Here is a 26,871-nt window from a genome sequence, read left to right as displayed (position 1 = left end):
GTTTTAACAATTTCGCATCACTTCGTCTATCGACGGAGTCACACCCAGGAAAAACAACGACAAGATGGAGCACACAACCATGAAGCAACGCACACGTCATGCCCTCGCCCTGCTGACCCTGCTCGGCGCCCTGCCACTGCAGGCGGCCGAAAGTGCCGCGACCCCGAGCCGTACCGAATGTATCGCACCAGCCAAACCGGGTGGTGGCTTCGATCTCACCTGCAAGCTGCTGCAGGTGAGCCTGCAGGAGACCGGCACCATCGACAAGCCGATGCGAGTCACCTTCATGCCGGGCGGGGTCGGCGCCGTGGCCTACAACGCCATCGTGGCCCAGCGCCCTGCCGAGGCGGGGACTGTGGTCGCCTTCTCCGGCGGCTCCCTGCTCAACCTCTCACAGGGGAAATTTGGCCGTTACGGAGTGGATGATGTGCGCTGGCTGGCGGCGGTGGGCACCGATTACGGCATGATCGCGGTGCGCCACGATGCCCCCTATCAGAACCTCAAGGAACTGGTGAGCGCCATGGAGCGCGACCCCAACAGCGTGGTGATCGGCGCGGGCGCCTCCATCGGCAGTCAGGACTGGATGAAGACGGCGCTGCTGGCCAAGCAGGCCGGGGTTGATCCGCACAAGATGCGCTACGTCGCCTTTGAAGGGGGTGGCGAGCCAGTCACCGCGCTGCTGGGCAACCATGTGCAGGCGGTCTCCGGCGATCTGAGCGAGATGGTGCCCTATATCGGCGGCGACAAACTGCGGGTGCTGGCGGTGTTCGCTGCCGAGCGGCTGCCCGGCAAGCTAGCCACCATCCCCACCGCCAAGGAGCAGGGTTATGACCTGGTGTGGCCGGTGATCCGCGGCTTCTATGTCGGCCCCAAGGTAAGCGACAGCGAATACCAGTGGTGGAAGCAGACCTTCGATCAATTGGTGAAGACCGACACCTTCAAGGCGCAGCGGGATCTGCGCGGCCTGTTCGAGTTTAACCTCACCGGCGAGGCTCTCGACAGCTACGTCAAGGAGCAGGTGGCGCAATATCGCGAGCAGGCCAAGGCCTTCGGTCTGGCCAAATAGGAGCCGTAGCCATGAGCGATCGCATCTTCGCCGCCATCTGGCTGTTGCTCTGTCTGGCAGGCGCCGCCATCGCCTGGCAGATCCAGAGCGAATACAGCTATGAGCCGCTGGGGCCGCGCCCCTTCCCGCTCGGCATCATCGGCCTGATGGCGCTCTGCGCCCTGTTGCTGCTGCGCCGCCAGCCGGACACCGTCAGCTGGCCGCCGCTGCGTACCCTGCGCCACCTCGCCATCATGGTGGTGGCGCTGGCCGGTTACGGTGCCAGCTTCGAGTGGCTGGGCTTTCCGCTGGCCACCACCCTGCTCACCTTTGTTCTGGGGCGCCTGTTTGGCGCCTCTGCCAAGGCTGCCCTGCTCTCCGGCGTTGTCGGCGGTCTGGTGCTCTATCTCGCCTTCGACCGGCTGCTGGATGTCACCCTGCCCCTCGGCGTCTGGTTCTCTTAAGGAGTCAATATGGATACCTGGATGTACCTCTCCCAGGGCTTTGCGGTGGCACTCACCCCGGAGAATCTGGTGATCGCCCTCATCGGCTGCTTTGTCGGCACCGTAGTCGGCCTGCTGCCGGGCCTTGGCCCCATCAACGGGGTCGCCATCCTGTTGCCGCTGGCTTTTGCGCTGAAACTGCCCCCCGAATCGGCGCTCATTCTGCTCGCCACCGTCTATATCGGTTGCGAGTATGGCGGGCGGATCTCCTCGATCCTGCTCAACGTGCCGGGGGATGCCGCCGCCATCATGACCGCGCTGGATGGCTACCCCATGGCCCAGCAGGGCAAGGCGGGAGTGGCCCTCTCCATCTCGGCGGTCAGCTCCTTTGTCGGCTCCATGCTCGCCATCGGCGGCATCATCCTGTTCGCCCCGGCGCTGGCGCGCTGGTCACTGGCCTTCGGCCCGGCGGAGTATTTCGCCCTGATGGTGTTCGCCATCGCCTGCCTTGGCAGCATGATGAGCCAGAACCCGCTCAAATCCTTTATGGCGGCGCTGATTGGGCTGGGGCTCGCCACCGTTGGAGTGGATGCCAATACCGGCGTCTATCGCTTCACCTTCGACAGCGTTCACCTCTCGGACGGGGTGCAGTTTATCGTGGTGGTGATCGGCCTCTTCTCGGTGAGCGAAATCCTGCTGATGCTGGAGCACACCAGCGGCGGCGGCAAGCTGGTGCGCACCACCGGACGGATGCTGTTCAACTTCAAGGAGCTGGTCCATTGCACCGGCACCATGTTGCGCTCCTCCACCATCGGCTTCTTCGTCGGCATTCTGCCCGGCGCCGGTGCCACCATCGCCAGTGCCATCACCTACATGACCGAGAAGCGACTGGCTGGGCCGAATGCCAAATTCGGCGAAGGGGACATTCGCGGCGTGGCGGCGCCAGAGGCAGCCAACAACGCATCGGCCTGCGGCTCCTTTATCCCGATGCTGACGCTGGGAGTGCCGGGTTCGGGCACCACGGCGGTGATGATGGGGGCGCTGACCCTCTACAACATTACCCCGGGCCCCACCATGTTCACCGAACAGCCCGATGTGGTGTGGGGACTGATCGCCACCCTCTTGCTGGCCAACGTCATGCTGCTGGTGATGAACATCCCCATGGTGGGGCTGTTTACCCGCATGCTCTCCATCCCGCTCTGGTTTCTGGTGCCCGCCATCGCCAGCGTCTCGGCAGTGGGAGTCTATGCGGTGCACAGCACCACCTTCGATCTGCTGTTGATGGTGGGCCTCGGGGTCTTTGGCTACCTGCTGCGCAAGATGCACTTCCCCATGTCACCGCTCATTCTGGGCTTTGTACTCGGTGAAATGCTGGAACAGAACCTGCGCCGCGCCCTCTCCATCAGCAATGGCGACACCGCCATCCTGTGGAGCAGCGGCATCAGCCAGACCCTGCTGGTACTGGCCATTGCAGTGATCACCCTGCCCCCGCTGGTACGCCTGCTGCGCCGCCGCAAAGCCGATCCGCTGATCCCGGACGCCCGCCCGGAGCAGGGAGCCTGATCCGATAAGAAAGATGACGTGACATATTGATATAAAAGGGCGAGATCTGAACGATCTCGCCCTTTTTAACAGACCGCATCCATCTGTCACTAACGTTATAAAAACACCCAATATATCAACGCTAATCGCCCCGCGTTCTCTGGCACTTCAAGAGCCTCAAATTGACGTCATTCAGCAGGTCTTATGAGCAAGCCGCTACGTGACAAGGAAATATTCAGACTGGCCGCTGTATCCCTTTTTCTCGATCTGTATTCCCCACCGAGTCAGGGGGTGGCAAGCCTGATAGTGAGCTTGAGCTGGCAATTAAACGCCGGAGGCTCTACCGGACAACACCTGTTTGGATCAAATGTGGATTCGGAGGAAAAAGAAAAAGGCCACTATTTCTAGTGGCCTTTCGTAACTTTCAGATATCAACCAAGCTGCATTTTTTAGCTATTTGGATTTGTCACGCTTTTTTACGGCATCATAGCCGGCATTGTAGTGGTCAACTAAATCCGGACACTTGGTTAGGCCGATCCTCGGCTTTTGCTGGCGTCATCCCGTCATTGTGTTGATGTGGACGCCGCCAGTTGTAGTAATCCATCAGGTAATAACTGATATCTCGTTTCGCCTCTCGCAAGCTCATATATCCCATAGCCGGGAGCCACTCTGACTTCAGGCTTCTGAACAACCGTTCCATCGGGGCGTTATCCCAGCAGTTGCCACGCCGACTCATACTCTGGGTCATGCGATAGCGCCACAGTCGTTGCCGAAATGCCCGGCTACCATATTGGCAGCCCTGGTCAGAGTGAAATAGCACACCAGAAGGGCAACCTCGTTGCTGATACGCCATCTCAAGTGCTTTGATGGCCAGCTCGGCATCTGGTTTATCTGACATCGCCCAGCCCACGACCCGCCGGGTATACAGGTCAAGAACCGCTGCCAGATAATGCCAGCGACCACCTGCCCAGACGTAGGTGATATCGCCACACCACACCTGATTGGGTTGCTGGACATCAAATTCGCGGGCCAGCAGATTGGGAATGTCCGGTCGTTCAGACCGAGCGACCTGATAGCGATGAGCGCCCGGTTGCTTGGATACCAGCCCGGCTTCCTTCATCAGGTTACGTACTTTGAATCGACCAATCTGATACCCCAACTCCCGCATCATCGACATCAAGGCGCGGCTGCCCGCTGAGTTCCGGCTCGCTTTGAACAACCGGCGCAACTCACAGCGCTGTTGCATACGTTCACGGTTAATCGTCCGCCTGCGAGCCAGATAATCGTAAAAACAGGAGGTGGGAACATCGAAAGCGCAGCAGACCAGGGTGATGGGGGCTTGCTCCCTAATCGGTCTATCAGCGCGTACGTGTGAACTCGTCCGCCATCAAGAGAGCAGTAGCCTAATGGGATGGTCTGCTCCATCTACCCCGCTATGCTGGAGCCAGCATCAAGGAGGCTCATCATGACTCAAGCGCAGATTTACATTTACGGGATCGATTTAGGCAAAAACTGGTTTCACCTGGTGGCGATGGATCGCATGGGGCATGTATTGACCAAGCAAAAGCTCACTCGTTCACAACTGAAACAGTTCATCAGTACGACTCCACCCTGTCGGGTTGCCTTCGAGGCATGTCCTGGTTCGCAATACTGGGGACGCCTGTTCCAACAGGCGGGGTTCGAGCCCAAGATTATTCCCGCTCAATTTGTTAAGCCCTACCTCAAATCGAACAAGAATGACTTCAACGATGCCACCGCCATTGCCGAGGCTGGTAGCAGAGGCACTATGCGCTGTGTCCCGTTGAAATCTCATGAACAGTTGGCATTGCAGGCGACTCATCGCGTCCGTCAGCGTTTCATCGTCGAACGAACCGCCACTGTCAATCAGATGCGAGCGTTGCTGCTGGAATATGGGCTCACCGTGCCAGTCGGCAGAAAAGTCTTCGAGCGCTCTCTGCCGACGATCCTTGAAGATGCCGAGCATGGCTTGCCTGACTTTATCCGCGCTCTGGTATTGCGTCTGAGAGAACGGTGGCAACAGCTGGATATTCAGATTGATGAGATGAGCCTCATGCTCGGACAAGCCTCGAGCATATCGAGTTTGTGCCAAAAAATCAGTACCGTCCCCGGCATTGGACCAATTGTCTCAACCGCGTTGATTGCCGCAATTGGCAATGGCTCACAATTCAAGAAAGCCCGCGACCTGTCAGCCTGGTTAGGGCTGGTCCCCAGGCAATATTCAACGGGCGGCAAATCTTCGCTCGGCGGGATCAGTAAGCGTGGCAATAGCTATTTAAGGCAAATGGTTATTCAGGGCGCCAAAGCGCTGAAAATTCACATGAAGCGTGACAAATCATCGTTAGGCGAATGGGTCGCCAGGCTAGAGGTCGGCCATCACCACCATGTGGTACTTATCGCCCTGGCCAACAAGATAATGCGAATTTGCTGGAAAGTGCTGACATCCGGCAGGGATTACCAACCGTATCCCAACACGAGTTCAGCCGTTTAACTGATAGAACTCATACCCGGTTTTGCGAGCCCAAAACAGATGAAAGAAGCGTTTACCCCACGACGTTGCAGCCTGGCTAAAAAAGCAGTCTCTCGTGACTGGTAGCTTTATTAGGACGATGACGTGCGGATCCCATCAAGGCCAGAGCCGGAAAACGGCTCACAGACAGGCCGGATACATTGACGCAAACGACTTCTGGAAATCAGTTGAAGCTTGCAGATAAGGAGCAGATCATACATTTTTTAGTATATCCTTTTCACGTTCGAGCCGGTTGATTCGGGCTTCCAGCTCCTGAATTTTCCGCTGCTCCGGAGTCAATGCTTTGCTGATTGGGGTTGTACCACAGCGTTCGGATTGAAGCTGCTGAACCCAGCGGCGCAGTACGGTTTCACCAACGTCCAGTGAACGGCTGGCTTCGGGGACTGAATATCCCTGGTCGAGCACCAGGGATGCGGCTTCTAGTTTGAATTCGGCAGTAAATGAGCGACGTAGTCTTGTCATTGAACACCTCAGGTCATGGTGGCGACTGTACCACCTAAAATGGTGTCCGGGATGATTAGACCACTACATTCCACATCTTCTCCATATTCATATAACGTTTACCACTACATGACCATGATCAGCTGAGCCCGGCAGATTTCTAGACCCGTGGCCATTATGTATGGGGTGTTTCTAGAGCACATGGGCGATTCAGTGTATCCCCAATGGCGCTGTTACACCTATTACTTCTTCGTCGATAAATCATGTGGTTACGTGCAGGCTGCAATGCGCATTTCACGCGTGTTGAGCAGGATTATGGTTCTTCATGTGGGCGATTGAAGCCAAATCAGAGGATGCGTCTCGGCATTAGTCAGGATTGTTCAGTTTTAACTAAGCTGTGCGAAAAAGAGGCCTGTGCTGACTAGCCCTGGCCTCTATGTTTTCTGCTCTATGGTGCCGGGCTACTGACAGACTCCCCAGTTTACGCCGTCCGCGCCACATTCCTGGCTATGAGTACCATCCGCATAAGTTATCTGCTTCTGATAGAGGCCGCTGTTGTTTCAACAAATAATGCCCCTACCATTGTGAAAATTTACCTTTACATATGCAAAAAAACTCAATCCAATGAAATTTTCAGCTACTAAATAATTGGCACTAAAAATATAGTTAATTCAAGATTTGGTTGTGAAAACTAATCTTTGAGTAGCATATTATAAACTGCGCCAATTAGATTAGCATCATTTCTATGCTGGCATGCAACAACCTCAAACTCCATGTTACCACCACGGCTCAATAATATTTTTAATTGATTATTAATGCCCTCAATCACTTTAGGTTGGCTGCTAATTCCACCACCGATCAAGATGAGATCCGGATCAATTGCATGCTTGATGTTATAAATGCCCAATGCATTGATAAAACAAAATTCATCAAGTAAAGAAATCATCAATGGATTCCCATTTGCTACCAAGGCAAAAAAATCCTCGCCATCAATAGTATCAACTCCCAGCGCCCATGCCGCTTTGCGCAATAATATTCGTGTTGAGCCAAGATCACTCCAGTTGGTCCGACTAAATGGATCCATAATCCAGTAGCCAAACTCGCCACCATGCTGAGTGGCGCCACTCACTAAATGATCATTGATCACCACACCACCACCAACGCCGGTGCCAATTACAACACAGGCATATGATTTAACGTCCTTCGCAGCACCAATCCAACCTTCCGATAACACGGCACAGTTAGCATCATTGGCCATTCCAACGGGCAAACCAAAGACCTCTGAGAATTTAGCCTTAATATTAAATCCATGGATATATCTCAGTGCTGTAATACCACCAATAAAACCAGAGACTTCATTAACTGCTCCAGGAATACTTAGAGCGATAGCAATCGGTGAATATTGATGTTGATAGGTCGACAAGACCATCTTCATTGCATTTAGTAACTCATTAAAATTATCAGGTGTCGAGAATGATCCCTTTTCATAAATAGCTCCAGCATCATCTATTACACCATATTTAACAGCGGTGCCGCCAATATCAAAAGAAATATAATTAGACATGTTGCCCCTATAAAATTAACAACTGGTTGCCGTTCTCGCAGCAACCAGTTAATGCTAAATGAGATTGGCAGTCTTATTCCAGCTCAGAAATAGTCTCAGCAAATTGTGGCAAATGTTTTTTATGTGCAAATAGCAACTCGGTTGCCACCTTTCTTGCATCATCATCAGAATGTACCAGCGGATTGATATTCATGGCAACCAGCAAATCATTGAGGCTACCACTCACTGCTGCATTGGCTGCGGCAATTTCAAACGCTTTAATGCCATGGATTAAACCTAGGGAAGGTGCGAACAAGTCCCTGATATGAGATCATGTTTGTCATCTGGAGCCATGGAACAGGGTTCATCATGAGTCATCAGCTCACCTTCGCCGACAGTGAATTCAGCAGTAAGCGCCGTCAGACCAGAAAAGAGATTTTCTTGTCCCGCATGGAGCAGATTCTACCATGGCAAAACATGGTGGAAGTCATCGAGCCGTTTTACCCCAAGGCTGGTAATGGCCGGCGACCTTATCCGCTGGAAACCATGCTACGCATTCACTGCATGCAGCATTGGTACAACCTGAGCGATGGCGCGATGGAAGATGCTCTGTACGAAATCGCCTCCATGCGTCTGTTTGCCCGGTTATCCCTGGATAGCGCCTTGCCGGACCGCACCACCATCATGAATTTCCGCCACCTGCTGGAGCAGCATCAACTGGCCCGCCAATTGTTCAAGACCATCAATCGCTGGCTGGCCGAAGCAGGCGTCATGATGACCCAAGGCACCTTGGTCGATGCCACCATCATTGAGGCACCCAGCTCGACCAAGAACAAAGAGCAGCAACGCGATCCGGAGATGCATCAGACCAAGAAAGGCAATCAGTGGCACTTTGGCATGAAGGCCCACATTGGTGTCGATGCCAAGAGTGGCATGACCCACAGCCTAGTCACCACCGCGGCCAACGAGCATGACCTCAATCAGCTGGGTAATCTGCTGCATGGAGAGGAGCAATTTGTCTCAGCCGATGCCGGCTACCAAGGGGCGCCACAGCGCAAGGAGCTGGCCGAGGTGGATGTGGACTGGCTGATCGCCGAGCGCCCCGGCAAGGTAAGAACCTTGAAACAGCATCCACGCAAGAACAAAACGGCCATCAACATCGAATACATGAAAGCCAGCATCCGGGCCAAGGTGGAGCACCCATTTCGCATCATCAAGCGACAGTTCGGCTTCGTGAAAGCCAGATACAAGGGGTTGCTGAAAAACGATAACCAACTGGCGATGTTATTCACGCTGGCCAACCTGTTTCGGGCGGACCAAATGATACGTCAGTGGGAGAGATCTCACTAAAAACTGGGAATAACGCCTTAAATGGCGAAGAAACGGTCTAAATAGGCTGATTCAAGGCATTTACGGGAGAAAAAATCGGCTCAAACATGAAGAAATGAAATGACTGCGTCAGCCGAGAAGAATTTCCCCGCTTATTCGCACCTTCCCTAGCACTTTTTCGTCAAACTGACTAAAGCGTGGATCAGGTTTAGCACCATCACGACCGATCCGACAGGTCATCTCGACTGTCCATTCAGCAGGAATGTTTTTTATCTGACCATGATGGGGGACAATCACATAGTGCTCACTGTGACTGTCATTATAAATGGCGCTGATTACTTCACAGGCAGCATCTGAATAATATGCGCCACCACGCATTTCAAGTTCTTCTGGCTTATAATTAAGATTCGGGTCCTGATACAGCTTGAACAAGTCTTTTTCTACCCGTTGTACTACCTGTGCCCTAGTTTCCCCTTTGTAATACTCGCCCATCTCAATACTTAGCATTTCTTTTTCTTTAAAGTAATAACGATGATAGGGACAAGGTAATAACCGTAAGCCGCGCAAAAAATCAGCCTCAAAGGGAATGCTAAATATGTTTTTTACTGAAGCAGATTCCTTTTGTGCGCCATCGATTACATATTCAAATAGCTCATTAAAACGAGATTCGCCATTAACGAAAGCATCCTTTATAAAAACGAAGTGATTCAAACCGAACAGCTCAAGAGATAATTCATCAGCATCTGTTAACTGTAGCGATTTTTGCACAAACATTTTCATGCCAATGGGGACATTGCATACCCCAATGAATTTTTTGAAATTGGTATGACGCGCGACAGCTTCAGTGACCATCCCCGCCGGATTAGTAAAGTTAATAATCCATGCATCTGGACAAATTTCTTCAACATCCTTGATAATATCAAAAATGATCGGAATGGTTCTTAGCCCCTTAAATAAACCACCAGCACCGTTTGTTTCCTGGCCAAGCAAACCATGGCTTAATGGAATGCGCTCATCTTTTTCTCGAGCTTTGAGCAGACCGACCCGTAACTGAGTGGTAACAAAATCGGCACCAGTCAAGGCCTCACGACGATTGAGTGTCTTATGAAGGGTAATCGGCAAGCCTGACTTGGCAATCATTCGTTGGCACAGCTCAAATATTATATTCTGTTTTTTTTCACCGTCAGGAATATCGACCAACCAGAGCTCACCAATAGGGAGTTCTGCATACCTTTTAATGAATCCCTCAACCAGCTCAGGAGTATAGCTACTACCACCACCAATGGTGACTACTTTGAGTTTTTTATTCATAAAAAATACCGTTAATCCTTCACGCTGATCTTGCAGCATATTTTAAATGAAGATGCCGCTTACATTTTTCCATCTAGATGAGAATGAATATATTTTTGATAAAATTATCATGAAATTTTTGATGGAACCTAAATAGGCTTTATTGTAACGGCTGTATGGCATAAATGGCATATCTACTATTTACGCCGCCCAGACAACTATTGTGGGTACAAGGGGTAAACACCTGTAACTCGAAAAGCATGACGGCCATAAGGCCGTCATGAAACACTAGCTTCTCTTTACCACCATGCTTCAAACATGGCACCGAAGGTCACTGTGTCATCATCAGATGTTGTCAACACACCCTTGTCATCACGACCGGTATATTCATTATCTGCATTCCCGACGGTGGCGTAGAAACGTAACATCGGGCGAGACCAGGTTTCCCCACCGATAGCGATATTTTGTGATAGAGTTGTTTTCCAAGAGGTGTTAGTCGCATCGATATCATCATAGTCAACGATGCTATAACCCCCCTCTAACCAAGTAGAATGAACATCGTTCCACTGGTAAGTCGGACGCAGGATAAAGCTGTAGTTTTTGCGGCTCTCATCACTCTTGTCTAAATCAAGTTTTTGATAAGAGGTCAAATATTGAATTTTTGCCCGCTCGGTCAAGGGGATGACACCATCTAGGCTGAACAACAAAGCGTCTTGATTGTCAGCCAAATCAAACACACTGTTTAGCGCATTGTGTGAATAACGAATAACAAACTTTTGGCCCGCCCATACCGCTTCACTTGCTAACTGATAAGCAGAGTTTGCCAGCTCTTTTTTGTCATCTTCAGTCAATTTTTCGGAAGTAGTACCGTAGTTTGCATAAAGGCTAAGATCCACGTCACCCAACTTGATGCCATGAACTTTACTGGTCAGCGCATAACGACCGTTGTCTTCTACCATGTCATCATTAACTTGGCCGACACCAGCAAAATCAAATTTGATCCCACCTAAGGTCAAATTTTTGAAACCGGCACCTTGGCTATCATGAGTCATCCAGAAATAGTCATTCAGATCGGTCTGAGGTCTCTGATGAAAATCTCGGCCAGCCCACAGATACAGGTCTGGTTGCGACTCAAAAACATTAGCCACACCGGCGTACATTTTCTTGACGTTGACACCACCGTCGTCGGCCCAGGAACCTTCAGACCAATGATCCAGCATCAAGACTAAATCCCAGATGGCACCACTGTCGTTTTTAAAGACTTTGGCAAGCTGAAACTCGCCACCATTACCTTCATTACCCAAGCGACCAGTAGCATTACCACTCAAGCTACCAAAGCTGCTCACACGCTCTTTATCTGAGTTTTGATAATGTGCGCCGTAACGAGCATAACCAGAAAATACAAGTCCATCCGGTACTTTTGTCTCACTGGTCAATGTTGCTGGCTGCTGGTCATCTTTATATTTAGTTTCTGTGTTGACCTTAGTTTCCAACTCCTGAAGGCGAAGTTTCAGCGCTTCAATATCATCATTGCTATTCGCAAAAACAGACGCGGAACTCATTACCGCAGCCACAGCTGCGGCGGTATATAGTAAGCTAAATTTTTTCATTATAACTCCATGTTAATTTACTTAGTATTTCTGAGAATGAAAAAACAACAGGTAAAGTATTACCATTCAATCCATGAAATGAGCTGAATAGAACTGTATGAAAATATCAATATCTGTACTGGTTGGGATGTTTGTTAATTAAATATTTGTTTCTGCTTATAGCAGGGTGTTTTTCAACATCAACACCCTGCCATCATATCGTCACAGTTGCAGTGACAAAGCATCATCTTCTTCAAACGTCTCTTTTGACACATCTTCATTTTTGCAGGCGATATTGTCCTGCGCTTTCATAAATGGGTAGTACACAAAGATAGTCATCAAGAATACTGATACTTGCAGCAACGCGGCCTTCCAACCACCCACAATGAAGCCACTGATGATCATCGGAGTGGTCCAAGGAACGGTAATCGCAGTGAACGGCTCGACCAGGCCTGCAGAGATGGAAAAATAAACCATCAGTACAGAAATAATCGGTGCGCACAAGAACGGGATCAACATCAGTGGGTTAAATACGATGGGGAAAGCAAAGATCACCGGCTCGTTAATATTGAACAACCCTGGCATGATCGCTATTTTACCCAAATCTTTATATTGCGTGGACTTTGCAAACATCAACATACATACAACCAAACCAAGGGTCAGGCCTGCACCACCAAACGTTACATATTGATCGATGAACTGGTTAGTAACAATCTTGGCGTTTTCCCCGGCAATCAACTGCTCTCCTTTGATGAGCAATTCTTGGTTTTGCAGCGCGTTCGCCGTCACGATCGGCCCCATGATCCCCATTACAATGGCGGAGCCATGCACACCACACCACCACAATAAAGAAATCAGCAGGGCAACAACGATGACACCCCCCAGAGAGTCAGACAAACCCTGCAATGGTATCTGAAGCAGATCGTACAACACCACGACCACTGTCTTGTCGAACGCGAACTTAAAGAAAATCCAGGTGAAGCAGGCTGTCAGGATGATCAAGGCCCCCGGGATCAGGGCGGTAAACGCATTAGCAACCCCCTGCGGCACGCCATCCGGCATCTTGATGGTCAGGTTCTTCTTCATGCACCAGCTATAAATCCAACCTACAGTGATGCCGACAAAGATGGCCACGATCATTCCCTTACCACCCATATAGGCTTTAGGAATCACCCCACCCAAGGTGGCACCATCCGCAGCCAGAATGAAGTTATCGTTGAGGATCAGCATGGTTACGATTGCAAAAATGCCTGCACTAACCCCCTGATAGCCTTCATTTTGAACCCAGCTATAAGCGATACCGAACACACCGATGAGTGCCAGAATATCAAAGGTGGCACCTACTACTTGCCACAATGGCCCCTGCCAATTGTCACCAAAGATACTGGCCATCAATTCGCCATACCCAGGGATAGGAATAAACGCCAGTAATAGGAATACCGAACCAATAATGGTCAACGGCATGGTGTAAAGAAAGCCATCCTTGATTGCCTTGACCGGCTTGGAGTTAACAAACCCCATGACATAGGGCATCACGGCTTGTATTTTTTGGTTAAAATTACTCATTAGAGATCTTCCCCACGATTTTTAATCACCGAACTAAACCAGTGGAAAGACATTTTTTTCTTTCGCTGATAGTTATTTTTGTGATCGACATAAATAAAGCCATACTGTTTTTTATATCCATTGAGCCAGCTCAACAGGTCAATAACAGACCAAGCAAAGTATCCTTTGACGTTCACACCATCACTGATTGCTTGTTTCAGCGCAGTTAAATGCTCGCTGATATATTTTATGCGTGGGACATCACAAATTTCATCTTCCACAATCGGATCTTCATCACCAAGACCATTCTCAGTAATGTAAATCTTGACTTGACCATAACGATCTTTGAGCATGTTCAAACCAGCTACAAAGCCCTCTGGCGAAATCTCCCAATCCCATTTGGTATAACGTTTATCATCCATCTTCACGGTGCGGAAGAAACCATCGAAACTTGGATTTCCCGGTGCACCAGTTGAGTTTTCACGGGTAGCTTCACGCGGCTCTAGAGAACCTTTGATCAATTCAACCCGACTCGGCTGATAATAATTGAGCCCCATAAAGTCATTCAAACTAGCAGCCAACTTGATAGTTTCTAACTCCTCTGCTGTCTGCTCTGGATGGAAGCCGCTGACTTTCAGTGCGTCCATGACATAAGCTGGATACTCACCCTTCAAAATCGGGTCGAAGTAGAGATGGGTCGCATACGCATTAGCATGATATGCCGCTTTTTGGCTATCTTCACTATCATCAACGCCAAAAGCTGGACTAAATACGTTACTGATACCAATTTCACCATATAGATTCATGGATTTATATAGCAGCACCGCCTTGGCATGAGCATAAAAAACATTGTGAACAGCCTGGAAGTACTTCTTCGGATCATTCTTGATTCCTGGTGGGTGAGCGCCAGCCATATAACCTAGAGAACAAAATACAATCGTCTCATTGATGGTGATGAAGTGTTTTACACGATCACCAAAGGCTTCGAAGCACACTCTTGCATAGTTAACAAATGCATCGACGGTACGCTGACTCAACCATCCCCCCTCTTTTTCTAGGGGCAGTGGCAGATCCCAGTGATAAAGTGTGATAAAGGGCACAATGCCATATTTAAGACACTCGTCGATTAAGTTGTTGTAAAACTCAATCCCTTTTGGATTAATCTCGCCATCACCATTTGGGAAAATTCGAGCCCATGAAATGGAGAAGCGATAGGACTCCAGACCCATCTCAGCCATCAAGGCAACATCTTCTTTATAGCGATGATAGTGATCAACCGCGATATCCCCATTGGTGCCTTCGAAGGTTTTCCCCGGGATCTTGGTAAATTCATCCCAGTTAGTCATGCCTTTGCCATCTTCATTCCAGGCACCTTCTACTTGGTAAGACGCGCTGGCTGCGCCCATAAGAAAGTCATGTGCAAACTTCATTGATAATGCTCCGCTTAATTGGAAATTTTCTTGTGAAGATCGATCAACTCTTTGATCAACTCACGGGCCAACATCGATGTCATCAGGTGATCTTGGGCATGGACCATGATGAGTGTCATCGGGGTCTTACCCTCTCCCATATCAGCTTCAATCAATTGTGTCTGCACCAAATGGGCGGCATTCGCTGCTTGACGAGCCTCTTCCATTTTCGCATCGGCCTGAGCAAAATCCCCTTGCTTTGCAAATGCCAAGGCTTTGTAAGAACAGCTACGAGCTTCACCAGAATTGATAATGATGCCCATTACCTGCTCTTCAAGATCCATTTGCTGAACCTCTGAACCGTCTTCTTTTATATCGTCTAGGTTTAGATCGTCGAAATTCATAGGTGCCTCTGATTATTTAAATATAAATAAAATTTGTTAAATAATTGCCAAGTCAGTTTATGAAAGTTACCCTTGCCACTTTAATAAAAACGGTGGCGCGCACCAATGAATGCCGCCTAATTATCATTGGCAGGATCATTGATAAAATAATTTGGTATAGCTTTGTTTACGTCGAAGTACTATAGGTTAGGCTGGCTTGGCTGATTTTTTAATTTCGGCTATAGCAACTTTCAATACGCTCAGTCCATCTACTCGGCCATACATACCTGCATCAATCACAGCGACTGGCTTATGAGGGAAACGCGCTGAGATATCTTGACACATATAACCGACCTGAGGGCCCAGTAGAATAACGTCAGCTTCGATACCTTTTTCATTTGATTGAGATTCGGGAAAAGCTTCAATATCAACCGGCACAGAATGTTTGGCGGCTTGCTCACGCATTTTATTGACTAGTAAAGATGTAGACATGCCTGCGGCACAAAACAGATAGATTTTTTTATTCATTACATAGTCCTCAACATACTTAAGTTAGAATGTGGTGTTTAATCACCTTGATGATGACTATAAAGAAAAATGGAACCGGTTACAGAAACCGGTTCCATTTTTGTGCTGCAACTCACAAGAAATAACAGTTCACTGCATTCGTAGAACGTGTCAGAAGCTAGGCCAAAGTTCGCCTGAGGGCCTAGTGTTATTGGTTTTAGCGCCGAAAGACTCCGGTCTACTGCGGCCATAGATAAGCGAAGGATTGGGCGAGCCCATTCGAGGCCGTTTAGGCATTGGAGGTAAACATAAAGACCCGATAAGGGTCTTTATTTGGTATAGTTCGAATCACGATGAAGTGATGCAAGTCATCCCGGATGACCTGATCTTTAATTCCCCCCGAAACACTTTAGACTCGAAAGGTACTTCTTGCCCATCCATCAACTTGAGTGCTATCGCCATGGCATGGTGAACCATCTCAGTGAGCGGGAACCGATAAGTGGTCAAAGGTGGCGATAGATAGGCCGAGATCTCTTCATCGTCGATACTGACGATGGACATGTCGTTAGGTAGCAATAGCCCTGCCTCGCGAAATGCCTGCATCGCCCCGAATGCAATCGAGTCACTCGCGGCAAAGAGGGCACTACATCCCCCCCCTTTTGTGAGATATTGCTTTGCCGCACGATAACCCTCCGCGATGTTAAAGCTGCTGCACTGGTACCAGTGTTCTTGATACTCAATACCCCATTCCAATAGCATCTTCCGATATGTATCCATACGAACAATGCCTGTTGGTGTGATCGCTGGTGGACCAAAATAGGCAATCCTGGTGTGGCCTAGGGAGAGCAGGTGACTCACTGCTTGTTTGGTGGCGTGTTCATTATCAAAGTAAATCGAATAACCACAATGGGAAGGTAGTGAGCGTCCGATAAAGATGATTGGCAGCCCAATTTCTTGCTGAATGGACAACATATCAATTTCAGTCATATGCCGGGTATACACAATCAACACGCTGCAGCGACGATCTACCAGTGAATAAATAGCCTGCTTTTCTCGTTCTGGTTCATTATGGCCATCGGTCACAATCAATTGCTTATTTGTTTGGTCTGCAACCAAGGCTGCATTCTTTAATAAATGCCCAAAGTGAGCACCGTCAAAATCCGATACAACCAAACCAATACTACTGCCACTCTTATTTGCTAACGCCTGCGCTACCAAATTAGGACGAAAGTTGAGTTGTTGCATGGCAGCATGAATTACTTTTCGGGTTGACTCTTTAACCGGACCTGTCTCATTAATGGCGCGTGATACGGTTGCCTTGGAAAATCCAGTAATTCTGCAAATATCATTAATAGTTGCCATCAGTTTTTGCTTTCCTGTCAAGACGATTTATAATGCATCCATTTTTCATGAGCATATCAAATTTTATTATAATAATAAAATTTAGTTGACATTGTTCAATTTGAACAAAAACTGTGGGAATGGCCTGCGGTTGCTCCAGGGTGGGGCTCAAATGAGGTCTAGGCTAATCTGAGACAAAGGGGATAAGCTCCCGAGCCGTTTTCCTTACTTAGTTGGACTGCAGCCAAAGGAGCATACTATCCAGTCTGTCAATGGGATGTGTCTAGAGCACAGGGGCGATTCAGTGTATCCCCAATAGCGCGGTTACACCCATAACCTCTTCGTCAATAAATCAGATGGTTACGTACAATCGGCAATGCGCATTTCAAGCGTGTTGCGCAGGATGATGGATTTTCATGTGGGCGATTGACCCTAAATCAGGGGAGGGGGATGCGGCTCGGCCATTAGTCAGGAATGTTCAGTTATAGCTAAGCTGTGTGAAAAAGAGGCCAGTGCCGACCGGCCCTGACCTCTGCGTTTTCTGCTCTATGGTGCCGGATCACTGACACGACCCCCAGTTTACGCCGTCCGTGCCACATTCCAGGCTATGAGTACCGTCCGCTTTTCGCAGTGTTTCGGCCTCAGCACATCAAGGTGCAGACAGTTCTGTCTCGCACACGATGACCTCGCACTCTGATGAGTCGGGGAAGTCTCCGCCTTCGTCGGTGACATATATCTTGTCGGCATGAACGCGGTAGTTACCCGCCGGGGTCAGCAGTGGGTTTTCATACGTGCCCTGATAATCGACAGAGACAGAGGTCGCACCATGGGATCTCAATGTGACACGTCCATTGGGGGCGATAGTGATGGATTGTTGAATCCCATTTTCACCCCCGAAGTTGAAATAGCGGGTTCCCGTGAACGGCAGCGCCACGGCTTGTTGCTGTGGATCGCCGGTATGGTCGGCGCCTCTGGCGCTTTGGCACATTTTCTCTAGCAGCAGATCCAGCATTCCCTCTGGCTGTGGTCGCCCGTTAATCTCCAGCGCCTCCACAGAAAAACCATCGTCTTGCATCCAGACCTGCACCATGGCCCGTGCGGGCTGACTGGCATAGGTGATGGTGCCGCTGACATTCACCAACTTCCGACCATCCGCCGCTTTCCCGCCGGTCCACTCGGGGTCTTCGAAAAAGCTGTTGACCATCTTCTCGACGGAGATGTCCGGGCACATCTCCAGCTCGCTTTCCTTGAGGGCTGCCACATCCAGCATGCTGAGTACGCCAGCATAAGCGCCTGTCGAGCAGAGCATCATTAAACCGACTGCAGTTTTTATGTTCATACAAGGCGCTCCTCACCACACCCATGAAAACGCGGATATGGGGCGGTAGTTATAGCGACGGTCAAACTCCTCCTGTGTCAGGCACAAAACACGGATGAACTCGATCACGGACAAGATCAGGGGAAGTCCGGTGGTGCAGAGCACTAAGTAGATAAGCCCCCAGCCCCAATTCCCGGTGTAGAACTTATGCAGACCAATGCTGCCGCCCAAGAATGCGAGCACAGCGGTGAGCCCCTTGCGCTTGCCATGGTGCGCAACGGTGTTTGCGCCGTTTAGCGGTGCCAGCGGTCTTTCGCGGATTGACGGTGGTGCGACTTAACCGGCAGTGCGGCTAATACCGAGGTGATGACTGATAAGTCATCCAGATAACCGGCAAATGGAATGGGCTCTGGTACCACGTCGAACGGGTTTACCAGATAAGCCAGCGCACCGATGATGAGCGCATAGCACCAGACCGGCAGATCGCCATCCGTGAGCAAGACATACAAGAGCACGGCCTTCTCCAGCAGCTCCTTAATTCCCTTGATCTCTTTTAACTTGCGCATAATGTCGCTATGGCTGGGATTACTCATGGTGCATCGCCTCCAGGGTGGGAAGCAGCGGTGCATCTGAGTGGATCAGCAGGTAAATCCCTGCCCCCTCATCGTTGAGAATGGCCAGCAGCAGACGCCAATCTTCGGATATGGCGAATTCTTGCTCCAGGTACCGCAAACCGAATATCACCTGATTTTGGGTGTGCTGTGGCATGGCCTGGAACTCACTCACCGAGTCCGTCATCTCGATAATGACCAGACTACAACCGGTCGCGTCCCAGAATGCCCTCGCCTCCTCTACTGATGAAAAGGGCTTGATAATCCTTTCCATGACCGAGACATGGAGTGCCGGGTAAGTCGCGAGCAGTGTATCCTCCGGCCATTCCATACAAGTTTTCATCGTGTTTCTCTCCAACAAAAAGGCCCTTAAGCTCAGATGAACTTAAGGGCCTGGGAACTGTGAAATGTGGACCAACAGCCGATGTAACAGCGCTGTCTGGTTATTAATATCTGTTTATAAACAATACCTTTTCGGTCACTCCGCCTGGATCATAGACGAGAGACCTTCGCTGATATTGCGACTGCGCTCAGAAGTCAGCTTTGCATACCGCTGGGAGGATTGAATGCTGGCGTGGGCCAGTTGCGCCTTGACGTCATACAGGCTGTATTGACCGTGTCAACGCCGACCGAAAACTGATCCACTCTGGCTAATTTCGCCGATTGAAAAGTGATCCACCCGGACATGGGGTTAATTGGTTTTGGGTGTGGCCCCCGCTTTGCGTTTCTCTTTCAAACGATAGCTTTCACCGCTGATCTGAACGATGTGTGCATGATGTAACAGCCTATCGAGCATAGCTGCCGTCAGTGTCTGATCATCGGCAAAGGTGCTGGCCCACTGGCTAAAGGGCAGATTGCTCGTCAAGATCAGGCTCCCTTTCTCATAACGTTTGGCGATCACATTGAAAAACAGGTTTGCTTCCTCACGCCCAAACGGCAAGTAGCCTATCTCATCGATCACCAGTAAACGCGGCCCCATCACGACACGGCTGAAGTAGGCATTAAGCCGCTCCTGTCGTTGAGCTGCTTGAAGCTGCAACATCAGGTCTGCTGCGCTGATAAATCTGGTCTTGATGCCAGCCATCAGAGCCCGATAGGCCAGTGCGATGGCAAGATGCGTCTTGCCCACTCCGCTTGGGCCCAGCAGCACTATGTTTTCCCTACGCTCGATAAAGGCCAGACTGGCTAACTCCTGCAACTGGCTGCGAGGTGCGCCACTGGCAAAGCCGAAGTCGTACTGCTCCAGCGTTTTGACCACGGGTAAAGTGGCCAGTTTGAGCAAGGTCTGGCGGGTGCGCTCGGTCCTCAAGGTCTGCTCTGCGTGCAGCAACCACTCCAGATAATCGGCGAAGCTCGCCTCCTCGTTGGCAGCCTTCTGAGCTAGTGCTGACCACTGGGCAGCAATCCCTTCCAGGCGCAGCGCCTGACTCAGGGCCATCAGGCGTTCATGCTGCAAGTTCATACGTTCACCTCCAGCAGGTCTTGGTATACCGATAGCGGATGCTGCAAGCTCTCCAGCGGCATGGGGCGCGCAGTGGCCGTGGTGCCGGGACTAACGGGTAGCGCCTGTGGCAGGGGTAGAAAATGAGGCAGCTCTTGTTGCAATCGGATAGCCGGGACTTCACCGGTAGTGCCATGGCTACGCTGGTTGGCGATGTCTTGCAACCAGGGGCCTATATGGGCATTGGCGGTTGACACATCTAGCGCCAGTCCTGCCTGCTTGAGGGTGGCTGCCAGTGGTGTGACAAAACTGCGCTTGAGGTAGCCATTGAAGCGCTCGACCTTGCCTTTGGTCTGGGCCCGGTAGGGACGGCAGACGCGGGGGCGAAAACCGAACTCTTCGGCCAAGGCGAGCAGGGCCGGATGCCAACGATGGTCACCTTCACCATAGGCATCCCGTTCGCGGATGATGGTACTGGCATTATCAAATAGCACCTCCTGCGGGACCCCACCGAAGAAATGACAAGCCTCACGCAGTCCGGTCAACCAGGCATCATTACGTTCGTGATCGAAGAAACGGACATAGCTGGCGCGACTAAATCCCAGGGTAGCAACAAAGGCCTTCAGAGGCCGATTGCCGCGGCGGATAATGGTGAAATCGACCTGCATCTGTTTACCGGGGGCCGTTTCAAAACGGACGACAGTGCCAGAGGCGTCATGGCGCAGAGGAGATAACCAGGCCTTGAGCTGGGAGAGCCCGCCAGTGTAACCATGCTCTCGCAGTTCCCTGAGCAGAACCGTCGCCGGGATCCAGTGTGGCTTCGCTGCCTGGATACGCGCTTGCAGATAGGGTTTAAAAGGATCGAGCTTGGTTGGTCGGGCAGCTCGGCTGGGATAGATTGGCAGGCCCGGGTTGCGCAGATACTTACGAACCGTGTTACGGGACACCCGCAATTGCTGGGCGATAGCCCGGATGCTCATGCCCTGACGGGCCAACACTCTGATTTCCACTGATAACTCCTGGGTCAACATGGGCGTGGCTCAAAAGCCACGATCTTGGCCCAGGTGGGTCAACTTTACTCCGGCGTTAGTGGGTCATTTTTACATCGGCGGTGACATGACCGGAAGAGACCAAGGCGCTGGCGACCGAATGGCGAGCCGTATGGAAGCAGACCTCATCACGGTCTTCGATACCCGCTTTCTGCAACACCCGTTCATAGGCACATCTGGGTTCACCGATGGGCTTGCCCTGACAGCGAATATGCTGGCTCGCGAACACATAGGGATTACCGGCTATTCTGGGGAGCTTCTCCAGAATATCGATAGCCAACGCACTCAGGTAAATGATCCGGCTCTTGCCATTCTTGGTCAGGGGTACGAACAGCGTCTTATCCTCCCAGTTCACATGTTCCCATTTAGCGAGTAACACCTCTGATTTTCTTGCCCCCGTCAGGTAGAGCATCGCAATGAAGCTGCCTGCGGCTTGATTGCGATCCTGCAATGCCACCTCAATGACCCGTTTCATCTCTTCAATCGATAGGAAACGCGTCCTGGCATTGTCCTCCTTCAACAGCTTGATCTTGGCCGCCTCGTTGGTGTCCAGAATGCCCCAGCGCACCGCATAGCTGCCCATGGTCTTTAACTGGGCCAGCACACGGTTGGCGGTACTCGGTGCGTAGGCCGTCTGCTGAGGGTTGTTAGGGTGAACCATCTCCGATTGTAACTGCAGGACATCCATCGCCTTGAGTTGCCGGTAACGCATGGCACCAAAGCGTGGTTCTATGTTGTGTTTAAACCGCTGAATGTCGCTGTTGATCGATCGTTTGCCGATGGTCTTGAGGTGCGGCAAAAAGGTCTGCCAGAAGAACTCCGAAAGGGTGGGCTCAGTTTTGTAGCTATCCCGCTCTGCTACCGGGTCGATGCCTTCTGCCAGCATCGCCTTGTACTTGCGGGCAATGGTCCTGGCTTGGCTCACATCAATATCGCCGAATCGCCCCAGGGCGATGCTGCGCTTCTTGCCCTGGAGGGTATAGCGCAGTAGGAAACGCTTACTGCCCTGGCTTTTTCCTGACAAGAGTTTTAAGCCGATGACCTCTGTATCGGAGAACTCCAGTTCAGTGGCGGCAGCGTCTCGTTGTTGTGCGGGCAAGGCCTTGATGGCTGCATTGGTAAAGCGAAATTTGGTCTGCATAGATACCTCCGATGATGGGTTAGATCATGGGATTAATATCTGTTTCAAAGGGGATTCAATGCGGGTTTGGGAAGTGCGCGGCCAAGACGTAACAGCACGCCACGCTTGCCTTAGTACCAGAGACAGACCCCGGAAAAGTCCGGAGCAGTAGCCTACCAAACGTCCTTGGCTATGTTGGAAGACTGGGCAGATTGTTTGCAGCGAGTCGCAGGAAGTAGTAAGTCGCTTAGACAAGAAATGGACAAGAAAGGAAAAGTGAGAGAGGGGAAACGCTGGGGAGCAGAAACAAAAACGACGCAATGAAGCGTCGTATCTGTTTAATCTGTAAGGCTTTTTTCTTCAATTTTAATGGTGCCCGAGGCCGGAATCGAACCGGCACGACGCGAACGTCGAGGGATTTTAAATCCCTTGTGTCTACCGATTTCACCACTCGGGCACCGCAATCGGTATCAAGCTCGCGTGGCGGGCTTGTCAATATGGAGGCACGTTCCGGAGTCGAACCGGACTAAACGGATTTGCAATCCGCTGCATAACCGCTTTGCTAACGCGCCATGCAAAAGAGAGTTGGCTCTCTATTGTCTGAATTTGGAGCGGGAAACGAGACTCGAACTCGCGACCCCGACCTTGGCAAGGTCGTGCTCTACCAACTGAGCTATTCCCGCATTGGTCTGGCTGACTGCCTGACTACGAGGACGCATTCTAGCGATGTTCCTCGCCCAGTCAACCAGAAATATTTAATTACCTGATCGTTCGGGCATTTTTTGCCCTTTTTGAACAGTTTTAGCGCCTTTGGCCGTTTCCTGCCTCAAATCAGCGGAAACCTCACCTTGCGGCGCAAGTGACTCACAGGTTGGCGTGGTGGGTCAAATCGCCCCAGGCCGCCTTCATGTACTGGAACATCGACCAGAAGGTGAGCACGGTGGCGACATAGAGCATCACATAGGCGAGCCACACCATCCAGACGTTGTATTGCCAGATAAGACCGGTGAGCGACACCATCTGGATCATGGTCTTCCACTTGCCAATCCAGCTGACCGCCACCGAGGAGCGTTTGCCGAGCTCGGCCATCCACTCACGCAGGGCGGAGATGATGATCTCGCGGCCAATCATGGTCATGGCGGGGATGGTCACCCAGATGGTGTTGTAGTGTTCGACGATAACCACCAGTGCGGCGGCGACCATGATCTTGTCGGCAACCGGGTCAAGGAAGGCACCAAAGGCGGTGGACTGATTGAGCTTGCGAGCCAGATAGCCATCAAACCAGTCGGTGGCAGCGGCCAGAATAAAGACGATGGCGGCAGCCAGATAGGACCATTGATAAGGCAGATAGAACAGGATGACGAAGACGGGAATGAGCAAAATCCGGAAAAACGTCAACAGGTTAGGTATGTTTGTCATTATTTTCAGCCACTTCTTGTACGTCGCTACATAGTGCGCCAAAGCCGATTTGCGATGCAACCGCACTGGCGCCCGTCTTGGTCTTTTTAATCCATCAATCTTCTCAAAATGCGAGGGCCATTATGGCATTTACGGCCCCCCCGCGTCACGGCTCTTGTGCATCAAGGAGTTAGCGATTTTGCCATGCTGCTAACCCTGCTCAGGCGCTGTGCAAGCCATCGTGGATGGTCTGGGCCAGCTCCTGACTGATGCCGGGTACCTTGGCCAGTTCATCCACGCTCGCCTTTTTGACCTCCTGCAGGCCGCCCAGATATTTGAGCAGCGCCTGCCGCCGCTTTGGCCCCACCCCCGGAATATCCTCCAGACTGCTGCTGGTGCGGGCCTTGGCCCGTCTGGCCCGGTGGCCGGTAATGGCAAAACGGTGGGATTCATCGCGAATATGCTGAATGAGGTGCAAAGCGGGCATATCTGCTGGCAAATGGAGCTCTTCGTGGCTCTCCCCCATGATGAGCGTTTCCAACCCGGCCTTGCGGGTGACCCCCTTGGCAATCCCCACCAGCAGCGGATATTTACCGCCGAGAAACTCCAGCTGACGGGCCAGGATCTCTTCGGCGCGGCGCAACTGGCCGAGTCCACCGTCGATAAACAGCACGTCCGGCACCTTGTCCGGCTCCTGCTGCTTGCCAAAGCGGCGCTCTAGCGCCTGCTCCATCGCCGCGTAGTCATCACCGCCAGTGATACCGTCGATGTTGAAACGACGATATTCCGATGAGAGCGGCCCCTCCCGGTTGAACACCACGCAAGAGGCCACGGTGCGCTCCCCCATGGTGTGGGAAATATCGAAACACTCCATGCGAGCAATGGGGCGCTCCAGCTCCAGCAGCTCTTCCAGCTGATCGTAGCGGGCGGTGATGGTGCTCTTGTGAGCAAGCCGCGATCGCAGCGCCGTCTCGGCGTTGATGGAGGCAAGCTTGATAAAGCGGGTCCGTTCGGCGCGGGTTCGGCTCACCACCCGCACCTTGTAGCCTGCGGTCTGGCTCAGGGTTTCGGCGATGACGCTTTCATCCTCAAGGGCCACATCAAGCAGCACCTCGCTCGGGATCTGCCGTCCCCCCTGCCCCGACAGATAGAACTGCAGCAGGAAGGATTGCACCACCTCATCGAGCGGGGTGTCAGCCGGCACTTTCGGGAAGTAGCTGCGCGAACCGAGCACCTTGCCCTGACGAATAAAGAGCACGTGAATACAGGCAGCGCCTTGCTGGAAGGCGACCCCCACCACATCGAGCTCGTCCAGCACGTTTCCGCTCACCGACTGCTGCTCGGTGACCCGGCGCAGCGCCAGGATCTGATCCCGATAGCGGGCCGCCTCTTCAAAGCGCAGATCACCGCTGGCGGACTCCATCTTGCCCACCAGTTCGCCAATTACCTGCTGGTTCTTGCCCGCCAGAAACAGTTTGGCCAGCTCCACCTGCTGGGCATATTCGGCCTCGCTCACCAACCCGGGTACGCAAGGGCCGGCGCAGCGCTTGAGCTGATAGAGCAGGCAGGGACGGGTGCGGTTGGCATAGACCGCATCCTCGCACTGACGCACCGGAAAAATTTTCTGCATCAGATGCAAACTCTCGCGCACCGCGCCGCCAGAGGGGTAAGGACCAAAGTACTCCCCCTTGATCTTGCGGGCACCGCGATGGACGCCGATGCGCGGATGCTGGTGCGCGGTGATGATGATCCAGGGGTAGGATTTATCGTCCCGCAGCAGCACGTTGTAACGGGGCTGGTACTGCTTGATCAGGTTGTGCTCGAGGATCAGCGCCTCGGTCTCGGTGTGGGTGACGGTGACCTGGATATCTGCGATCTGGCGCACCAGGGTGCGAGTCTTGATGCTGTCGAAGTTGGTGCGAAAATAGGAGGCGAGCCGCTTTTTCAGATCCTTGGCCTTGCCCACGTAGATGACGGTGCCACCGCTGTCATACATGCGGTAGACACCGCTCTGATGGGTGACGGCGCTCAAAAACGCCTTGCTGTCGAAGAGAGGTTCGGGAGAGAGGGTCATCAGCTACTCGGCTCACACAAAGGCAAAAATTGACGGGCAGAGCATACTGCCCCCGCCGCCTGAAAAGCAAAAGGGCAGAAAAGCAAAAAGGCGGCACTCGCCGCCTTTGTGACCACACGCCACCCGATTAGAGGGTATCGGCATCCAGCATGCCATAGCGAATGGCCAGATGGGTCAGTTCCACGTCACCGTTAATCCCCAGCTTGCTGAACAAACGATAGCGGTAGCTGTTGACCGTCTTCGGGCTCAGGTTGAGCTGCTCGGAGATATCGGTCACCTTCTGCCCCTTGGTGATCATCATCATGATCTGCAGCTCGCGCTCGGAGAGGGACTTGAAGGGATTCTCGTCAGCGGAGGCAAACTGGCTGAGGGCCATCTGCTGGGCAATCTCCGGGGAGATGTAGCGCTGACCGGAGTGCACCAACCGGATCGCCTGGATCATCTCGTCGGGGGCAGCCCCCTTGGTCAGGTAACCGGCGGCGCCTGCCTGCATCACCTTGGTGGGGAACGGATTTTCTGAATGAATGGTCAGCACTATGATGCGCACATCGGGGCGGATCCGCAGAATTTTGCGGGTCGCTTCCAGACCACCAATACCCGGCATGTTCATGTCCATCAGGATCACGTCCGGATGGTGTTGGCGACAGAACGTAACTGCGGTCTCGCCGCTCTGTGCCTCGCCCACCACCTTGATCCCGCGCACATCTTCAAGAATGCGTCTTATCCCTGTACGCACCAGCTCATGATCATCGACCAGGAATACATTTATCACCCAAACACCCCGTTTTATCTCGTTTTAGCCGCCCGGTTAGGGTTAACAGGGCGTCTTGCATCATAACCAAACTCGTCGCGTTGGCAAACCATGCACGCCAAAAGTTTGAGAAAACCCATGTTTAGCGTTTAAA

The 26,871-nt window shown here is 51.7% G+C and carries 25 protein-coding genes, 3 tRNA genes and 2 pseudogenes; 6 read left to right on the top strand and 24 right to left on the bottom strand.

The genetic code is table 11. The features are described 5' to 3' along the window. Positions 1-79 precede the first annotated feature (79 nt). The 4 genes from ACTG2G_RS19095 (at position 80) to ACTG2G_RS19080 (ending at position 3,438) form a co-directional block, all read left to right on the top strand. On the top strand, positions 80-1,066 hold the full coding sequence (locus tag ACTG2G_RS19095; RefSeq protein WP_439985756.1) for a Bug family tripartite tricarboxylate transporter substrate binding protein: 987 nt from the start codon (positions 80-82) through the stop codon (positions 1,064-1,066). Positions 1,067-1,077: 11 nt separating this feature from the next. Then, on the top strand, positions 1,078-1,509 hold the full coding sequence (locus tag ACTG2G_RS19090) for a tripartite tricarboxylate transporter TctB family protein (protein ID WP_005350923.1): 432 nt from the start codon (positions 1,078-1,080) through the stop codon (positions 1,507-1,509). Positions 1,510-1,518: 9 nt separating this feature from the next. Continuing rightward, on the top strand, positions 1,519-3,051 hold the full coding sequence (locus ACTG2G_RS19085) for a tripartite tricarboxylate transporter permease (protein ID WP_439985755.1): 1,533 nt from the start codon (positions 1,519-1,521) through the stop codon (positions 3,049-3,051). A 183-nt stretch (positions 3,052-3,234) separates the two neighbouring features. Then, positions 3,235-3,438: a hypothetical protein gene (locus ACTG2G_RS19080; RefSeq protein ID WP_082182259.1), complete on the top strand. Its 204-nt coding sequence runs from the start codon at positions 3,235-3,237 to the stop codon at positions 3,436-3,438. Positions 3,439-3,535: 97 nt separating this feature from the next. Here ACTG2G_RS19080 and ACTG2G_RS19075 read toward each other — a convergent pair. Next, positions 3,536-4,434 (bottom strand): annotated as a pseudogene (locus ACTG2G_RS19075) (IS3 family transposase); the annotation flags it as partial. A 61-nt stretch (positions 4,435-4,495) separates the two neighbouring features. Here ACTG2G_RS19075 and ACTG2G_RS19070 point away from each other — a divergent pair. Further along, on the top strand, positions 4,496-5,539 hold the full coding sequence (locus ACTG2G_RS19070) for an IS110 family transposase (RefSeq protein WP_439985754.1): 1,044 nt from the start codon (positions 4,496-4,498) through the stop codon (positions 5,537-5,539). 240 nt (positions 5,540-5,779) lie between these two features. On the opposite strand, the pseudogene ACTG2G_RS19065 reads toward ACTG2G_RS19070, so the two are convergent. The 3 genes and pseudogenes from ACTG2G_RS19065 to ACTG2G_RS19055 form a co-directional block, all read right to left on the bottom strand. Further along, positions 5,780-6,040 (bottom strand): annotated as a pseudogene (locus ACTG2G_RS19065) (transposase); the annotation flags it as partial. Positions 6,041-6,710: 670 nt separating this feature from the next. Continuing rightward, positions 6,711-7,583 carry an ROK family protein gene (locus ACTG2G_RS19060; protein WP_421387886.1) on the bottom strand — a complete coding sequence of 291 codons (873 nt, stop codon included), beginning with the start codon at positions 7,581-7,583 and terminating at the stop codon, positions 6,711-6,713. Positions 7,584-7,656: 73 nt separating this feature from the next. After that, positions 7,657-7,878 (bottom strand): hypothetical protein, encoded by a 222-nt coding sequence (locus ACTG2G_RS19055; RefSeq protein ID WP_439985753.1) that lies wholly within the window; start codon positions 7,876-7,878, stop codon positions 7,657-7,659. A 53-nt stretch (positions 7,879-7,931) separates the two neighbouring features. Between ACTG2G_RS19055 and ACTG2G_RS19050 the strand changes: the two genes are divergently transcribed. After that, a complete protein-coding gene (locus ACTG2G_RS19050; protein WP_232093577.1) occupies positions 7,932-8,912 on the top strand; it encodes an IS5-like element IS5 family transposase in 981 nt (326 codons plus the stop codon). Positions 8,913-9,020: 108 nt separating this feature from the next. On the opposite strand, the gene ACTG2G_RS19045 is transcribed toward ACTG2G_RS19050, so the two are convergent. The 20 genes from ACTG2G_RS19045 to uvrY form a co-directional block, all read right to left on the bottom strand. After that, positions 9,021-10,202 carry a 6-phospho-beta-glucosidase gene (locus tag ACTG2G_RS19045; protein WP_439985752.1) on the bottom strand — a complete coding sequence of 394 codons (1,182 nt, stop codon included), beginning with the start codon at positions 10,200-10,202 and terminating at the stop codon, positions 9,021-9,023. Positions 10,203-10,480: 278 nt separating this feature from the next. After that, entirely contained in the window at positions 10,481-11,791 is a 1,311-nt protein-coding gene (locus tag ACTG2G_RS19040; RefSeq protein ID WP_421335547.1) for a carbohydrate porin, read from the bottom strand. A 201-nt stretch (positions 11,792-11,992) separates the two neighbouring features. Continuing rightward, a complete protein-coding gene (locus tag ACTG2G_RS19035) occupies positions 11,993-13,336 on the bottom strand; it encodes a PTS sugar transporter subunit IIC (RefSeq protein WP_266135751.1) in 1,344 nt (447 codons plus the stop codon). Beyond that, positions 13,336-14,745 carry a glycoside hydrolase family 1 protein gene (locus ACTG2G_RS19030; protein WP_266135750.1) on the bottom strand — a complete coding sequence of 470 codons (1,410 nt, stop codon included), beginning with the start codon at positions 14,743-14,745 and terminating at the stop codon, positions 13,336-13,338. Before ACTG2G_RS19030 ends, ACTG2G_RS19035 begins: the two co-directional genes overlap by 1 nt. Positions 14,746-14,759: 14 nt before the next feature. Further along, positions 14,760-15,128, bottom strand: a complete 369-nt coding sequence (chbA, locus tag ACTG2G_RS19025; protein ID WP_266135749.1) for a PTS N,N'-diacetylchitobiose transporter subunit IIA — start codon at positions 15,126-15,128, stop codon at positions 14,760-14,762. Between the two features lie 186 nt (positions 15,129-15,314). Beyond that, positions 15,315-15,635 (bottom strand): PTS sugar transporter subunit IIB, encoded by a 321-nt coding sequence (locus ACTG2G_RS19020; RefSeq protein ID WP_266135748.1) that lies wholly within the window; start codon positions 15,633-15,635, stop codon positions 15,315-15,317. A 327-nt stretch (positions 15,636-15,962) separates the two neighbouring features. Further along, entirely contained in the window at positions 15,963-16,976 is a 1,014-nt protein-coding gene (locus ACTG2G_RS19015) for a LacI family DNA-binding transcriptional regulator (protein WP_266135747.1), read from the bottom strand. Positions 16,977-17,604: 628 nt separating this feature from the next. Next, a complete protein-coding gene (locus ACTG2G_RS19010; RefSeq protein WP_421171925.1) occupies positions 17,605-18,294 on the bottom strand; it encodes a hypothetical protein in 690 nt (229 codons plus the stop codon). A 12-nt stretch (positions 18,295-18,306) separates the two neighbouring features. Beyond that, a complete protein-coding gene (locus tag ACTG2G_RS19005; RefSeq protein ID WP_421387894.1) occupies positions 18,307-18,579 on the bottom strand; it encodes a TM2 domain-containing protein in 273 nt (90 codons plus the stop codon). Further along, on the bottom strand, positions 18,567-18,866 hold the full coding sequence (locus tag ACTG2G_RS19000) for a YkvA family protein (protein WP_421387881.1): 300 nt from the start codon (positions 18,864-18,866) through the stop codon (positions 18,567-18,569). The genes ACTG2G_RS19005 and ACTG2G_RS19000 overlap by 13 nt, the downstream gene beginning before the upstream one ends. After that, the gene (locus ACTG2G_RS18995; protein ID WP_421387880.1) at positions 18,859-19,215 is read right to left on the bottom strand and encodes a hypothetical protein; all 357 of its coding nucleotides are present in this window, start codon (positions 19,213-19,215) and stop codon (positions 18,859-18,861) included. The genes ACTG2G_RS19000 and ACTG2G_RS18995 overlap by 8 nt, the downstream gene beginning before the upstream one ends. A 360-nt stretch (positions 19,216-19,575) precedes the next feature. After that, entirely contained in the window at positions 19,576-20,346 is a 771-nt protein-coding gene (istB, locus tag ACTG2G_RS18990) for an IS21-like element ISAeme17 family helper ATPase IstB (RefSeq protein WP_429203991.1), read from the bottom strand. Continuing rightward, on the bottom strand, positions 20,343-21,356 hold the full coding sequence (istA, locus tag ACTG2G_RS18985) for an IS21-like element ISAeme17 family transposase (protein WP_069785377.1): 1,014 nt from the start codon (positions 21,354-21,356) through the stop codon (positions 20,343-20,345). Before istA ends, istB begins: the two co-directional genes overlap by 4 nt. A gap of 55 nt (positions 21,357-21,411) precedes the next feature. After that, the gene (locus ACTG2G_RS18980) at positions 21,412-22,515 is read right to left on the bottom strand and encodes a tyrosine-type recombinase/integrase (protein WP_439985751.1); all 1,104 of its coding nucleotides are present in this window, start codon (positions 22,513-22,515) and stop codon (positions 21,412-21,414) included. Positions 22,516-22,864: 349 nt separating this feature from the next. Beyond that, positions 22,865-22,951, bottom strand: a tRNA-Leu gene (locus ACTG2G_RS18975). 41 nt (positions 22,952-22,992) lie between these two features. Continuing rightward, positions 22,993-23,066: transfer RNA gene (locus tag ACTG2G_RS18970), tRNA-Cys, on the bottom strand. A 35-nt stretch (positions 23,067-23,101) separates the two neighbouring features. Further along, positions 23,102-23,177 (bottom strand) — tRNA-Gly (locus tag ACTG2G_RS18965). Positions 23,178-23,358: 181 nt separating this feature from the next. Continuing rightward, complete coding sequence (gene pgsA, locus ACTG2G_RS18960) at positions 23,359-23,913, bottom strand: CDP-diacylglycerol--glycerol-3-phosphate 3-phosphatidyltransferase (RefSeq protein ID WP_005337443.1); 555 nt, start codon at positions 23,911-23,913, stop codon at positions 23,359-23,361. 199 nt (positions 23,914-24,112) lie between these two features. Then, entirely contained in the window at positions 24,113-25,966 is a 1,854-nt protein-coding gene (gene uvrC / locus ACTG2G_RS18955; protein WP_429205658.1) for an excinuclease ABC subunit UvrC, read from the bottom strand. A 127-nt stretch (positions 25,967-26,093) separates the two neighbouring features. Beyond that, positions 26,094-26,738 (bottom strand): UvrY/SirA/GacA family response regulator transcription factor, encoded by a 645-nt coding sequence (uvrY, locus tag ACTG2G_RS18950; protein ID WP_005337448.1) that lies wholly within the window; start codon positions 26,736-26,738, stop codon positions 26,094-26,096. Positions 26,739-26,871 lie beyond the last annotated feature (133 nt).

The sequence above is a fragment of the Aeromonas sp. 55A genome, from assembly GCF_051919665.1.
Taxonomy (GTDB): Bacteria; Pseudomonadota; Gammaproteobacteria; order Enterobacterales; family Aeromonadaceae; genus Aeromonas; species Aeromonas veronii.
Note: the sequence above shows the minus strand (reverse complement) of the source record. Positions and strands in the feature narration are given on the sequence as shown.